The organism is Lysinibacillus sp. FSL L8-0126, from assembly GCF_038630385.1.
GTDB lineage: Bacteria > Bacillota > Bacilli > Bacillales_A > Planococcaceae > Lysinibacillus > Lysinibacillus fusiformis_D.
Window position 1 is genome coordinate 4084988 of sequence record NZ_CP152028.1, and the last position, 14800, is coordinate 4099787.

The 14800-nt window shown below is 36.0% G+C and carries 11 protein-coding genes; 2 read left to right on the forward strand and 9 right to left on the reverse strand.

The window, feature by feature from the left end; all coding sequences use genetic code 11:
• Nucleotides 1-112 precede the first annotated feature (112 nt).
• Both MHI34_RS19710 and MHI34_RS19715 read right to left on the reverse strand, forming a co-directional pair.
• A complete protein-coding gene (locus tag MHI34_RS19710; RefSeq protein ID WP_342503845.1) occupies nt 113-2068 on the reverse strand; it encodes an AraC family transcriptional regulator in 1956 nt (651 codons plus the stop codon).
• Between the two features lie 470 nt (nt 2069-2538).
• On the reverse strand, nt 2539-3342 hold the full coding sequence (locus tag MHI34_RS19715) for a nucleotidyl transferase AbiEii/AbiGii toxin family protein (RefSeq protein WP_058843099.1): 804 nt from the start codon (nt 3340-3342) through the stop codon (nt 2539-2541).
• A gap of 714 nt (nt 3343-4056) precedes the next feature.
• Here MHI34_RS19715 and MHI34_RS19720 point away from each other — a divergent pair.
• The gene (locus tag MHI34_RS19720) at nt 4057-5853 is read left to right on the forward strand and encodes a UvrD-helicase domain-containing protein (protein ID WP_342503846.1); all 1797 of its coding nucleotides are present in this window, start codon (nt 4057-4059) and stop codon (nt 5851-5853) included.
• A 169-nt stretch (nt 5854-6022) separates the two neighbouring features.
• Here MHI34_RS19720 and MHI34_RS19725 read toward each other — a convergent pair whose 3' ends face one another.
• The 5 genes from MHI34_RS19725 to MHI34_RS19745 all read right to left on the reverse strand — a co-directional run bounded on the left by MHI34_RS19725 (nt 6023) and on the right by MHI34_RS19745 (nt 10496).
• A complete protein-coding gene (locus MHI34_RS19725; RefSeq protein WP_330494031.1) occupies nt 6023-6361 on the reverse strand; it encodes a hypothetical protein in 339 nt (112 codons plus the stop codon).
• Between the two features lie 727 nt (nt 6362-7088).
• Entirely contained in the window at nt 7089-7877 is a 789-nt protein-coding gene (locus MHI34_RS19730) for a class I SAM-dependent methyltransferase (RefSeq protein ID WP_330494033.1), read from the reverse strand.
• A complete protein-coding gene (locus MHI34_RS19735) occupies nt 7865-8296 on the reverse strand; it encodes a BrxA/BrxB family bacilliredoxin (RefSeq protein ID WP_036122610.1) in 432 nt (143 codons plus the stop codon). The genes MHI34_RS19730 and MHI34_RS19735 overlap by 13 nt, the downstream gene beginning before the upstream one ends.
• Before the next feature lie 700 nt (nt 8297-8996).
• Nucleotides 8997-9914, reverse strand: a complete 918-nt coding sequence (locus MHI34_RS19740) for a hypothetical protein (RefSeq protein WP_342503847.1) — start codon at nt 9912-9914, stop codon at nt 8997-8999.
• 21 nt (nt 9915-9935) lie between these two features.
• Nucleotides 9936-10496 carry a hypothetical protein gene (locus tag MHI34_RS19745; RefSeq protein WP_342503848.1) on the reverse strand — a complete coding sequence of 187 codons (561 nt, stop codon included), beginning with the start codon at nt 10494-10496 and terminating at the stop codon, nt 9936-9938.
• A gap of 891 nt (nt 10497-11387) precedes the next feature.
• Between MHI34_RS19745 and MHI34_RS19750 the strand changes: the two genes are divergently transcribed.
• On the forward strand, nt 11388-11540 hold the full coding sequence (locus MHI34_RS19750) for a hypothetical protein (protein ID WP_342503849.1): 153 nt from the start codon (nt 11388-11390) through the stop codon (nt 11538-11540).
• 1344 nt (nt 11541-12884) lie between these two features.
• Here the strand turns inward: MHI34_RS19750 and MHI34_RS19755 are convergent.
• Nucleotides 12885-13676 (reverse strand): toll/interleukin-1 receptor domain-containing protein, encoded by a 792-nt coding sequence (locus MHI34_RS19755; RefSeq protein ID WP_342503850.1) that lies wholly within the window; start codon nt 13674-13676, stop codon nt 12885-12887.
• 447 nt (nt 13677-14123) lie between these two features.
• Complete coding sequence (locus MHI34_RS19760; protein WP_342503851.1) at nt 14124-14600, reverse strand: hypothetical protein; 477 nt, start codon at nt 14598-14600, stop codon at nt 14124-14126.
• Nucleotides 14601-14800 lie beyond the last annotated feature (200 nt).

The window sequence follows — 14800 nt, forward strand, 5'->3', positions numbered from 1 at the left end:
ATCTGTAAAGAGATTAAATTCATTTTAAATAATAGAGGAAAAACGAGATGATGAAGAAGACAATATTTTTCAGCTACTTGACCTAAATAAGTCAGTTCTTACGCTACAATATCTATTTTGTTTTGGCAGCTTCCAAAATCCAATTAGCTAAATTGTCTATTTGCCCTTCTACAGCAATTGGGTCTCTAAACCATGACTGGCTTTCAGTCCACAAGAATACTTTTCCATCGCGAATCGCAGGCAGGTTACCCCAAATCGGATCAGCCTGTAGTTCCTCCAATGTCGATTCTGTTGTTAAAACCAAATAATCTCCAGTATATTCAGGAAGCAATTCCAGTGAAAATTCATAAAATGATTCAGCTAGCATATGTTCGGGAATCGTAGCAGGTGGATTCGCGCCCAATATTTCATACATGATTCGCCCACCTCGTCCAGACTTCGGCCCGAATAAGAATACCTTTCCATCATACTCCTGCATGATGGAGATGGTCTCTCCCTCATCAAGTACAGCTTGAACTTCATCATGTAACTTACTTGTGCGACTCTCAAAATCGGTAATCCATTGTTCAGCGACATCCTTTTTGTCTAATAAATCACCGAAATATCGCATTTCCTCCTGAATACTTTCAAAGCTATTATAAGGCATAGCCACTGTTGGCGCGATGAGCGAATATTTGTCCACTGTTTCTTCTTTATTAATATTTGTAATGATTAAATCTGGTTTCAAATCAACCAGTGCTTCAAGCGAATCTCCCACATTAGTGACACCGTCAAGCATCCCTTCTAAATACGGACTTTCCATCAATAAAAAATCAGATGCCACTGGTTGGACGTCTAGTGCCAACACGGTACCTAAAAATGCCGATGCTGCTACACGTTGTGGATGCGCAGGCACTTCCACATCTCCGAGAGCGGTCTTAATTGTTCGCATTTCGATATTGGCAGGTGCTTCTGCATTCAATTGATCAGATTTGGCTGCGCCACTAGTTCCCTTTGTCCCTTCTGATGATGTCCCGCATGCCGATGTAACCATTGTTAGACACAATAGTGTCATCGCTAACATATTTTTTTTACTCATTGCCATATCATTTCCTCCATCTAACATTAATTGATAATGAATATCATTACCGTTTAAATGATACATGGCTGTATGTGGAGCAACAATGGACAAATCTGTCCAATTCATAGTATCTTTCGAACCTACAAACTGGTATTGCCTGCGATATTCCCCTGGAGTTATACCTGTTTGTTTCTTAAACATACGGTTAAAATAGACTGTGTCTGGATAACCAACATAAGCAGCTATTTCTTGTAGCGTCGCTTCGGTATCACACAGCAAATTTCGTGCCAAGTCTATGCGTAATCGAATCGTATAATCAAGTGGGCTGCATCCCATCTGCTCTTTAAATTTCCTTGAAACATACTGTGGGGTGTAATTCATTTGATGGGCCAACTGCTCCATGGAAATCATTCCACGATAATTCCTTGCGATATAGCGGACAACTTGTTCAGCCAACGTTGGGGCGTGTGCAAGCTCCATCCGCTCCTGTAACGCTGCATGGACGAAACGGATGAACTCCCCCTTAGCCTTCAATCTTCTTAATTCATGGACATCCTTCATGTCTTTCTCTTTGTCTATCTGCCCATTATCTATTTGTTGCCAATCGCTCAACATTGTTTCTAGCCTCTCCAACATAACGAGCGGTTCGGATGGCGACACTGCCCAACTTTTCATAAATGGATTGTCTGTTTGCATCATCATATGAAACTCCCGCAATGCTGAAGCTGGCAAAGAAGCATTGTATAAAATCATGTAGATGTCAAGAAAGTCAGTAGATTGAACCGTTATCCGCTGCCCCTTGCCGATATGTATTAAATGAAACCGTTCGGATAGCCATACTTCATCGTTTACCCACAGCTCAGCCCGTCCATTTGCCACAAACATAAACGTGCTTGCTGGTGTTACATAATTACGAATTTCGTCACCACGCCCAAGTCGTTTTACCCGAATGTCCAGTACACGAATGACGACTTGATTCCACAGTTGAATTTCTTCGCTTATATTCATAATATTGCCACGAAATGAACATTATTGATCCTGTCCATTAGATTGCTCCTTCCCATAGATCATACAGCTTCAATGATTATCATTCTCATTCAGATTTACAACATAACAAATACTATTTGAGGATGTCAAGGCAAGCAAAAATACTTTATCTAACTATACCTCTTGCAAAATTTTCCCCGCCTCAGACATATTTTTTGTCGGCTGCACAGCAATTCGCCTGTTTGAACAATCTCCTGAACACATAAGCTAGCCAGCTTTATCCTATTCTTCACCTAATCCCTTAGTGATTCTAGAAGAGAAAATTCATCAGTCATAATAGATAAATCCGCTCTCCTTTTTTAGTTTATAATGTCTACTTCTTAATACATTGATGCGTTAGATGATAACTAAAAATGTTTATTCTATTCCCATATAACTACTCATACTATGCAGAAACCCGCGAACAACATAATGTCCGCGGGTTTCTATCGTTATTGCCAAGCCTGATTGTCAAAGTGCCACTGCTGGAAAAATTCATGCTCAGCCAATAGCACTTCATGAATTGGGCTGAAAAATTGTTTTAGTACGCCTGTTAATTCGAGTGTAGTGTTTAGCTCAATTGTAAAATGATGGCGCTCAAATAATGCTTCTATATACGCCTGTAAGATACGTCCTTCTATGTTTTGGGTTTGCAACAGTTGATTAACTTCCAACATTGCTTTTGATGTTTTCTCTAAGGCTGGATATTGATACATTTCGATAAATTTTTGTGCTATCACGAATTCCGTTGGATATGTATAAAGCACAGCCACCTCGCTGGCTAGTAAGGTTGGAAACATAATGGTTTTCGGTGTCACTGGCACACTTTCTTTATAGGTTATTCTTACTTCTATGTATGTTGTTGTTTGGCCTAGTGTAGCTGGTATTGTGAAATGAATACCGTCTTCTGTTAAAGCACTCTCTATTTTTTCTGCGTTCCACTCAATGCCATCCTCTGGTACTGCAATCGAACAAATTTCTTTCAATGCTTGTTTCACTATTTCCTGTTGACGAGCACTCGGCTTCGCTAGCAGTGTGATTTCTTTTGTGGGCTTCACCAATCCCTCTGTTAATGCAAATAATAATAAATCCCCTGCTAAGTAAAATTGATCGTTATATGATGAGACAGATAAACGATAAAGGAGCCTTTCTTGACAATAAAGTGATACTAGCTGTTCCCTATTTTCTTGCCGTGCTGCAGCCATTTCTGTTATTTGTGTAAACACATTCGTGGATTGTGTGCTCATTGTTTCCATAAATATCCCTCACCTTTTTGATTTTTCAGTTTTTTTATGTCGGAATTTAGATTCTTACTAAAATTCATGCTTTTATTATCACTTATTTAAGGTATAGAGTAAACGGTAATGTATACCAAAAAAGCCTGTTGTAGCTAGGGACGACAGGCTGGGAAAATTAGACAAGGGGCAGCCTCGCTATTGCGAAACTACCCCTTTAGTATTTATAGGTAACATTCTCGTAAATTGTAAAAGTCTCAACCCAATCGTCTGGGGAATATTATCTTGAAACCAGATTCGTTTCATCACCGCGGTAAAATTCCACTGTGTGCCTTCTAACTTAAGCAACGCAAACCCTACCATCTTTTGCGTCCTTGCAGCCCCAAAGCATGCGCCAGTGTGAATAAGTATCTACAAAAACAAAAAGCAGAATGCCAGATTACAGAAATATGCTACCTAAAATAGCACGTCTCTTATTATAGCACAGTGAATTAAATAAGTAAAATATTTTATACAAAATACAATTTCACACTCTTTTTTCACTCTTTACTCTTTCTAATTCATATACCTAAAGACTCATAAAAATTCCTCTTTAGAAAGGATCTTATTTTAAATAACCAATGTTTTAGCTTATAATAATGCTTTTTTACCACAAGACTAAAGTTGTTGTTTTTTACAATATATAGTGTATTATAAATATTGTATAACACACTAATATTTGGAGGTTAATATATTTTGCTACATATCATACCAAATGATCTTCCTACATTAACTAAGGGCGAGCGCAGTGTGCTCAATAAGATTAAAAATTTATATAAAACACAACAAAGTGATGCCTATCTCTATATTCAACCCAAGATTAAAAATCTTATTCCAGATTTTATTCTAATTGATTGTTTAAGAGGAGTAAGTATTTTAGAAGTGAAGGACTGGAGTATTGACTACCTTGCCTCTTGGACTCGTCTAGAAATTAAAAATATCAATGGGGAAAAACTAGTTAATCCAGTATTTAAAGCTGGTCAATATTATAAATCTCTGGAAGGCTTATTTTCAATGGATGATAGATTATACAACACGCAAGGTGAACTAGATGTGAAGCTCTCTTCCTTTGCTATTTTGCCTCATTTAAAAAGAGCTGCCTTTGAAGAAAATCACTTAGCAGATGTTTTTAATCAGAAACCCGCACACTATCTATTATCGGAGGATTTTAACGGTTTAGAAATCTCAGACTTATTTTCAGAAATTAAGCCTTTAAGCCCTATGTATTTGAAGATGCTCAGAGCAATTATCTTCCCGGAGATTCAAATTCTCTCTACAAGTGAAAACCACACGCAGGAACTAATTGCTGCATTAGATGCTGAGCAAGAACGATTTGCTAAAAATATTTCATACGGTCATTATATGGTGACGGGAGTACCTGGCAGTGGAAAAACAGTTATGCTTTTAGCAAGAGCAATTCATTTGATTAGAGAAAACCCCGATTGGAAAATACGCGTTTTAACATACAATAGAAGTTTAGCTACAAAACTAGAACAAAAAGTAAAAAGCTTAGCAGAAAATTTATCATTTTTAGATATACATATTGAGAATATTGAAATCAGTACCTTCCACAAGTTTGCACTAGATATAGCACATGCCTCTGTCCCAAAACTATCTGGTGATGAACAGCAAAAATGGTGGGACTATGATTTGCCAAGTTTGTCTCTACAAAAAGCTAAACCGAAGTATGATGCAATTTTAATTGATGAATACCAAGATTTTTTAGACGATTGGATTCGTTTAGCCATTCAAAGCTGTAAGACTTTTAAAACTATTGATAGTAAAAAAGAAGAAAAAAACAGCATTAATTTATTTTTAGCTGGCGATCGCTTACAAGGTCTCTACCGTTCAACAGATACACCTTGGACAGAAATTGACCCTATTTTAGACATGCGCGGCAGAAGTAAATTACTAAAAAAAGCCTATCGTTCAGCCAATGAGCATATTGATTTAGCTCTACAATTTTTAAGTGTAGATGAAAAATTAAAAGCCGAGGTAGAAAAATTTTATTGCCCTATGAAGGAAATTGAGTATGAAAATTCGGTTGAAAATGGTATCGAGATGATTGAAGGAGAACTTGAAGAGGTAGCCATAAGAATTGAGGAATTGATTTATAAAGCTGGCTATAATCCAAATGAAATAATGGTACTCTGTAAAGACTGGCAGAGAGCTAACACTTTCATCCAAACACTTCCAAAGGTGTTACAAGCAAAAGCGGAATCATTAAATAAAAAAGCATCCACTGAGCATAAAATTATTGTGACAACTTATCAGTCAGCAAAAGGATTAGAAGCTCCGATCGTATTTTTATTGGATACAGATCGATTTATCTCTACTTCTGTAAAAGAAGAAGCATTAAAATATCGAAAAACTATGTATGTAGGTATCACAAGAGCCTCTGAACAATTGTACATTCACGCTGAAAACTTCCATCAAGAATCCTATGCACAGGAAATGAAAGTTCTACTTCAACAAACAGTGCCTGTTCAGTAAATCGAACAATCTCAAATACCTGTGATTTCTGTAAAAAAGCCAGTTTATAAGTAGATAAACATTGGAAATTTATATACAACATACACATCATGATATATGACAAAAAATCAGTATGGTAGGACATGTCACCTAGCATACTGATTTTATTATTGCATACTCCATTTCCACTCTACATTTTAATGACAACCCTTTTGTTAGTTGACGGATCAAGGCTGATGACTGTTAAAATTCCTATGGCTGCAATCACAGCAGGCACATCAAACGATACAATCGCTGAGTTTAATGGCAAACCAAGTACAGCCCTTACTAAAACAGCCTGTACCAAAACAATAACGAAAGCCATGATTATAAAAGCTAGACCAAACAAGCCGCCATAGCGATAAAACCCTGCACCAATCAGCCAGCCGACTAAATAATAGCCAAAAATATTGAGGGCAAAGACGAAATTGCCAACAGCCAATGATTTTGTAAATCCACGAATGGCGATACCATCACTGTTTGTTTCCAAAAATACCCCCAAATGAACTGCCCATATTATCAAGCCTAATGTCAGTTAGTGAACTAGTATCACGAAATGCTAATTTCTACCGTTCTTCATTTCGTATATTTTAGTATAATGAGATTTTTTGTGAAATGAACAAAAAGCCCCGAATAGTGAAGTTTTCTTTATAGTTAAGATTTTCATAAAAAGTTTCATTCTTAACTTATTTAATAAGTTTGTTCGGTTCATCTACAAATGCACCTAAAATATAACCGCAATCTTGACAATAGTATGAGGTTATTTTAGAGGAATTTCCTAGATGAGAATTAAGTGGTGCGTTTTTGTTAAATGATTCTTCTGGAAACATGTGGAGCGGAGCATGACCAGCTCGAATAATACCCTTATGAATGTTCTGACTATTACAATTTGGACATGTCTTCAATTCCATCACAATCCCTCCATAAGCTTTTATATATTCTATTATAAACTTTTTTAAGTCTTCATAAATAACCATCTCAACAAAAAAACTTAATGGAAAATTTGCGTAAGCTAAAATTGTGGAAAGGCTTGCTCTATCCAAGGATCATGGAGAGCAATATTCAGTAGCACTCACACATTTCAGATATTCTGATGCATTATAATGTCCTCTACTACTTCACTTCCGCAAAAATTAAAATGACAAAAGATGCCCAAGTCAGACATTTCGAACGGTTGGACATCTTTTGTCATATATTCTATATCTCTTGGAGCTCGGTCAGACTTCTAGCACACCATAATGAAACTTCGCGGTTACTCTCGTCAATTGCTGGAAACCGTACTGTGCAAACCACTCTGAACGAAAATGAGCCTTTAATACCACCCGCTTTTTCGCTACACGCTTGGCCTCATAGACCCATTCATCCGTTAATGTAACGTGCTCACCCGCGAGCCGTAACGCCTGAAAATTATTCGCCTCTTCGATGACCTCTTCAAACATCGGGTCCATATAGACCACATCAAAAGCCTTGTCTGGCAAGGTTTTTAAATAAGCAATCGCTTCAGCCTGAACTACCTCGATTCGTCGCATACAGGCGGTTAATGGTAACTCGGACGTATCATAGGTTTGCGTCCCCCGACTGACAATAAACGCTACATTTGGATTTGCTTCCAGCCCTACTACATGGCCTGTCTCCCCCACGATATAAGCCGCTAACATAGCATCTGCCGCAAGACCTAATGTACAATCCAACACCGAATCACCCTGTTGAAGCTGTGCCGCTTCCAAAAAGGGCTCTGCCTCACCACGAGCAACACGCTTTAGTCGAAACGCTGCAGAATTCGGATGAAAGAAAAAGGGCTCCTGTGCCCCATAGGCATAATATTCATAGCGATTCTTCCCCGCCACCATCACATGTGCCTGCAACTCCTGTGAAATCTTACGAACAGAGCGCTTTTTCCGTGGCTCGAATGTAGCACCTAATGTTTGACACGCAAAAGCAGCGAGCACCATCGATACTTCGTCTGGTCTGCCCGCTGTCGTCACAATCGTTTTTAGTTCTCGCATGTTTGCTCTAACACGCCAGTTAAATGAGAGACAATTTGCTCCACAGGGAATCCCTCGATTTGTTCACGCGGAATAAAGTAAGCCAGTTCCCCGTCCTTTAAAATCGCCATAGACGGTGAGCTCGGTGGCACCTCTTCAAAATAACCGCGCATTGCTGCAGTCGCCTCTGGATCCTGCCCTGCAAACACCGTCACAAGATGGTCAGGCTTCACCGCAGCAATTGCCTCGCGCGCTGCTGGACGAGCAAGTCCTGCCGCACATCCACATACCGAGTTAATAACCACTAACGAAGTCCCCTTCGTCTCTGCCATAAACTCATTCACCGCATCAGCCGTTGTCAGCTCTGTAAACCCAGCCTCCACTAGCTCCTCACGCATCGGCTTCACAACCTGCTTCATATATTCATCATAAGCGTTCATGCTTTTCCCCTCTTTCCTATGTATTCGCAAAGCTTATTATAGCAAGGTTTTGTGTGAATGTACAAAGACATGCTTTTTGTTTGAACTTAGAGGGTTTTCGGGGGGAAGTGTGACTTTTTTGTAACAGAGAATGAATTTATTTAAAGTCATTACTTACCTAAAAAATGAATTTCCACAATCTTAATGGAAATAAAAAAGCCCAAGCTTGTACTCTGAACAGCTCCCCGTCAAGTAGACAGTTTTAAAAAGATTAAGTGGCCATCTGATGTCGATATTCTATCGGTGTCAGGTGGTTGAGTCGTTATTGGGAGCTTTATAGTTATAAACGTAGATATACTGCTCAACAGCTCGGATCATTTCGTCTTTAGATTGATCTTGTGAAAGTTACAAACACTCGCTTTTAAAATGTGAGAAGAAGGATTCCATGCAGGATTATAGTGGCAATTACCTTTATGAATGGCTACCAATCATCACCCATACCTTTACTTGTGAAACCTTACAAATATTGTATTTTTATGCTATCTTTTGCATACCTTTCTTCTCCCGCCAAATAAGCCTGTACTACTTCTCCAACTCAATTGAATGCGTATCTTTTTCTCAAGATAGAAAAAACCCCCTTTAAGGAAAATGTTATCTACAGCGGACTGTAAGTATTGTAACATTGTCTACAAAAAGGGGATCAGCTCAAATTAATGAGTTTTTAATCAAAAAAATCATTCTTTTCATTCTCATTCAATAGATATATTCCTGTATCTGTTTGAATAACAAATTGATTTTTATATTTTAAAAATTCAAATGGTTTAGAATTCAGAGCAATATATGGATCAATTTTCCCACTGTTAGGATTTAAAGTTGCAATGCGTTTATTTTCCATATCACAAATATAAAATCCTTCATTAATATAAGAAATATATTCTGGGTATTGTAAACCTATAAGCTCATTTTCACAATAAATTACATGGAGATCATCATTTATAGCTTCTGGATTTCGTGCAAGTTCTACATCAGTAGTATAACGGTAGATTTTTTCTATTTCAAAACTCGGAAATCTATATTTTACAACAGAATTCATAGTCGGGGATACACTCCAGACTGCTTGTCCATCTGAACAAATATTATGTAATGTATCATAATAGTCAGAGGTTTCCAACAAAATATATTGCACAAGCTGATCATGCTCATTAAAGTGCAATATGATATTATGAGGCCAGAGAAGACAAATCGTTTCATTTCGTATAGCACATGTCATAAAATTAGTAACATCAGAAAAAATATTATTTGGTATTATATCAAAATCATAGTTATCTCCCCAATCCTCACCATACGTGTTATTATAGTATTCACTAAGACTAATTAACTTTCTTTTTCCTCCTTCACTTATCCAACATTTTGCTATACTTTCAATATATGAATAGTTTGATACTTCCAATTGACTAGATATAATACCCCATCTATTATCAAATTTAATTTTCGCATACGATTCTCTTGATATTTCTTTTATATCTTCACCATTATATTGATAATAGTAAGTTTTATTCTCATCTTCAGAAAAACTTGCGAAAGATAATATCTTTTCATTTTGTGTAAGTGAATGTCCGTTCAAATGCAATTTTTTCATGAAATTTTCATCCTCATTTTTTTAATCGATAATCAAATTTGCCCCTGGTTTAGGCTGACTTACCGCACGAAAGAACATATCAAAACTCTCTATTTGACCATCTTTATTAACAAAGCATCTTACTTCGGCAGGTTGATTATTAATATTTGTCCAAATTTGATTATGCCCTTGTTTCAATTTTCCGTTGTCGTCATTTTTTGAAATTATATCAATCCCTCTGTCTACAATTTGCTGTCTATCCTTTCCTAATCTCAGTATACCCCCATCAAGATGCTTTTTTGAAAAAATATGAGCTTCTGTAGCTACAACATTTCTAGCAGTTTTTATTACCTTACCTGTTCTATTCATTGTTGAAATATATTTTCCAGCTTGTAAAACGACTCTAAATATAGGACCTACCCAAAATTGTTGTACTGTCTCATCATTCCCAATATTATCAATCAGAGTGTTAGAATTTAGTTTTTCAGGAAATTCATCATTTCCATTACCAGATATTTCAGTTTCTTGTGCAAAAGCTATGCTTGGTAGAATCATTGCACACAACATAAATGTAGATATTAGACTAATAATAAACTTTTTCAATATATTTACCCTCCAAATTAACGAATTTAATATTCTCTTAACAAATTGATTACTATAGTAAACATACCCTCGAGTTACTAACATCCTATCATTCGAAACCCTTCAATTTCCATTGTTGAATCACGCCACTTTTTGGCGTGAAATTTACATTAAATTTACAATGACCGCCACATAACGCCAACAAGAACGCCATTTTTTGGCGCTTCCTATTTAATTTGGTAATACTAATGTTTCATTTCCAGCGTTTTTAAAAGATACCCCTTGACTTTAAACACATTGTAATATCTATTCATTTTGTAATCATAAATTAATAATTTGTACTTAAATATCTGTTGACAGTAAAATGCGTTTCAGATACTCAAAATAAAAAGCCCCTCACCAATTAAGTGAACGATCTTTGATGTTAAACGCTACGTTGTGCCATGATAATTTTAAAACCTTCAAAATCGCCACCTGTCAATAAGAGGGTTTTTATAATTGCAACAACACAGACAGAGGATTATATAAGAGGCCATACAATCAGCTGATCATTTTCACACCACAACAGCTAAACTTTTAGATGATTGCGATGCAACTTGGAAATTCAGTATTTTACTCGCAAGAACCAAGCTCTATTTTAAAAAATCTTGCTTATATTTTTTTGAATAAACATCTAACGAATCAACGACAATACCAAGATTTTTGTCATGAAATAGCAAGTGTGCTTGTTACATACTGGACATCAAGGGCATATGTCTCCCTATTATGTGAATACCAGGAAAACAAGGCAAACAACTTTATGTACCATGCCTGTATCCCTCTGAATTGGAATAGGAAATAAAGTTAATCTATTTTATAGTCAGAAGCTGAAAGATATAGGAACTCAAAACTAATGAGATGAAGGTGAGCAATTTGAACTTAGATAAGTTGTTGAAAGAACTTCGTGGTGATGAAGATTTGCGTGATGTAGCCGAGCGTATGAACATTACGTATTCTTACTTGTCTATACTTGAAAGAGGAACAGATTGTCGTACTACTCGTAATCCAATTACACCAACACCATAAACATTGCAACAAATCGCTAATGCGTATAAATGTGATTACTTAAAGTTGATGAAGTAGTAGACTTTTCAGATGATCCTTCTTATAATCCAGCATTAAAAGAACCTTTTACTTACAATACCTCATTACAGCAATTGTATAAGTACCTCCCCTACTGCAATGAGCAAGATGTTGAGAAACTAAGAATAATTTGGGATGTAATTCATAAAGGTGGTGACAACATGGTGTTGTACTGGTGAGGGCCCTCGTATCCATTCCACTGGTAAACGTCGTCCAATTACACGTCGTGGCAAAAGTAAAGGCGAATCTCGTAAAAGAGTAAATTGCTGAGCTAAAGAAAGCATATACTTTGATGCAATTACGTTGAGCTTAGTCAAGAATGGTTGAAGCTCTATCGAATGAAAGGTAGTAAGGAAACGACCAATAAACATCGTGCCTACTGTCTGTCCCTACTCAATCGTTACTCGGTAAAAAAATGACTGCCATCACAACTATTGAATTATAAGGTGTCCTTAATTATTTATTTGAATCTGGTACAGCATATAATACACTGCGTGGCACTCACAATGGAGCCAAAATGATTTTGCCTAGCAAAAGAAGTCGGATTAATTGAGATAAACCCTGTAGAAGCTTCTTTTGTACAAACAAAGAAAATGACATGAGAAGAAATTACTACAGAGGAAACATCAAAGCTTTATCTAGAAACAGATGAATTGAAGGAATTTTTAAGTTACGTGGACAAGCACCGTAACATTATGTATCGAACATTGATCTACATACACAATGGCCTTCACTGGTATGCGTTCAGGAGAAGCTGTTGCTTTAAAGTATGAGGATGTCGATTTAGAGTAAAAGGTTATTAACATCTACAAAACTGTTTATGGAAAAAAAGCATACAAGGAAATTTCGAACTCACTCTACAAAAACCATTTGGTAGCATCCGCTCCGTTGATATTTATGATATTGTAGTAGAAAAATTGAAACAGCTCTATCAATGGCGTGAAGATGATCGTGAATGGGTAAAATCCGATTTTGTATTTGGTGACAAGGAAGGCATCCACCCTACTGTCAAGATACTTAACTAAACTGTCCGACAACTTGGAGCACCTACCGCCATAAATATATTAGTTTATTGGCAGAGGCTGGTGTGGACTTGAATTTCATTATGAATAAGGTTGGCCATAAAAACTCTGATACAACGACGAAGATTTAGTTGCATATTACATCTGGAATGCGAGCAGCTACTGAGAAAATGCATGATAAGTTTACAGGGTTGTTTAAGGGCTGAAAAGTAAAAGAGATACTCAATGGTTATGTAGTATCTCTTTCTTAATTATAGTCGTTGGTTTATTTTATACTTGAATTTAATCTTCTATAGATCGCTGATACTAATAGAGCAAGTTCTTTTTCTTGCCCATTAAGAGAGCACCATGTTGCTAGAACATGCCCCCCACCTTTCATTGCCTCTTTTTGAATACCATGTAGTACATATCCAGCAGTTACATTCATTCCATTACATATAAAGGAATAGTTCCTATTAATATCATCTAGATTCGGGAAATATTTACTTTCAGATTCAATTTCATTTATTAATGATTGTGGTAAGCTTGCACGTTCAATAGATAAGCGTTCTAACAATAATGCTTTTTCTTGTTTTGAAACGTTCAACATATCTTCCATCTCTTTTAATTTTTTGGATATATATTCCATTTGAGTCTGATTATAAACAGAAGTATTAGCAACTGGGGAATCCAAACGTTCCTTTATTAATTGCAGACCTTTTCTGTAAGCTTCTTTTGTAGTAAAATCGGCATACAACTTCCCAGATAAAAAGCCGGGAGGTTCTACATTTTCTAGTAGAATGGGTAATACTTTCACTTGTTTTCCGTTAATCTCTTGATTCATAGCAATATCTACTTCTTTTTTTACCCAAGGAGCTTCAATTGAATTACTTGAAAGAATGACTCCCACATACATTACTTTGTCAATTCCTTCTCTAATCTTTTCAATTAAAGAATCTCCTAATTTTATTTCAGCTTCATCAACCCAGACATAATATCCTTCTTTCTGTAAGTCTTTAGCTAATTTTCTTACAAACGGCTTATCTGCACTATTATGGCTTAAAAAAATACTACTCAATATAGGTTCCCCTTCCAAATTATTACTATATATATTATACACCAATTCAATTTTTAAAAGTATAGTAAATTTATTTCTACTAAGTCGGATATTATAATGTTAATATTCACATAATATACAATTTATTGATATAATTTTCTAAATTAAATAACAAATAAAAAGTAAAATACTTATATAAAATATAGACTTAATCTCTAAGAGGAGAAAACAAGAATAAATGTTTACTTTTCGTGACTTTTTTCAAAAATCAACCACATATATTCCCTACAGACGTCGATATATCAAGGAATAAAAAAACATAAACGCAAATATTTATCATAAGCGTTCATGCTTTTCCCCTCTTTCCTATGTATTAGCAAAGCTTGTAGCAAGGTTTTGTGTGTAGTTTGTGATTGCAATAAAAAAATGACCTAGTTCAAAATTAATTAAGTTCCTGGTCACTTCTATTTAATTTTGGTTTAAAGCACATTCAATTTCAGCTATCCAGTTTTTCCCACCATAAACGACAAAGGTTGTTTCAGTACCTTTCACATCAAAAACCTTAATTCTTTGAGAGATAAGAAGATTTAAACCAAGCTCCACTCGATCTACATCCTTTAAACTAATTTCCCAATATAAATTAGGATTAATGTTTAAAACATGAGCACAAAAAATAAGACGTTGATTTGTTAATAACAAACGGCCTCCATCAGATTTAGTTGCACTATAATAGATATTCGCCAGACCAGAACGCATTGGTAATTCATTTAAACCCATCTCAATTTCGTGGAAGAAAATCTTTTTGTAAGTAGCTTTAAATTCCTTCAAATCGTATGTCACTTGCTTTGCTTCAGATGTGATGATGTAACTTCCACAGTATTCACAAATGCTGTCCTTTGGATTGAATACGGCCGCACAATTTGGACAATTTAAAGCGTTCACCATGCTCATCGCTCCCAATTTATTATTAACAGATCATCACTAGCATTTTATAATAGTATACTTTTAATTACTTAATATTCCAATATTAGTTCAAATAAAAACTAAGTGCTCCCTTTTAAATGAGTGCATAGTTTTTTCTGATCTAATAGTACTTCTTAAACTTGTGTTTCTTTGTATGGACTGACTTGGAGCAATCGTTGTTG

Excerpts from the sequence above, each read along its gene's own strand:
- MHI34_RS19730 (WP_330494033.1), bottom strand. The coding sequence starts at position 7,877 with ATGCGAGAACTAAAAACGATTGTGACGACAGCGGGCAGACCAGACGAA.
- MHI34_RS19740 (WP_342503847.1), bottom strand. The coding sequence starts at position 9,914 with ATGAAAAAATTGCATTTGAACGGACATTCACTTACACAAAATGAAAAG.
- MHI34_RS19715 (WP_058843099.1), bottom strand. The coding sequence starts at position 3,342 with ATGGAAACAATGAGCACACAATCCACGAATGTGTTTACACAAATAACA.
- MHI34_RS19760 (WP_342503851.1), bottom strand. The coding sequence starts at position 14,600 with ATGGTGAACGCTTTAAATTGTCCAAATTGTGCGGCCGTATTCAATCCA.
- MHI34_RS19710 (WP_342503845.1), bottom strand. The coding sequence starts at position 2,068 with ATGAATATAAGCGAAGAAATTCAACTGTGGAATCAAGTCGTCATTCGT.
- MHI34_RS19735 (WP_036122610.1), bottom strand. The coding sequence starts at position 8,296 with ATGAACGCTTATGATGAATATATGAAGCAGGTTGTGAAGCCGATGCGT.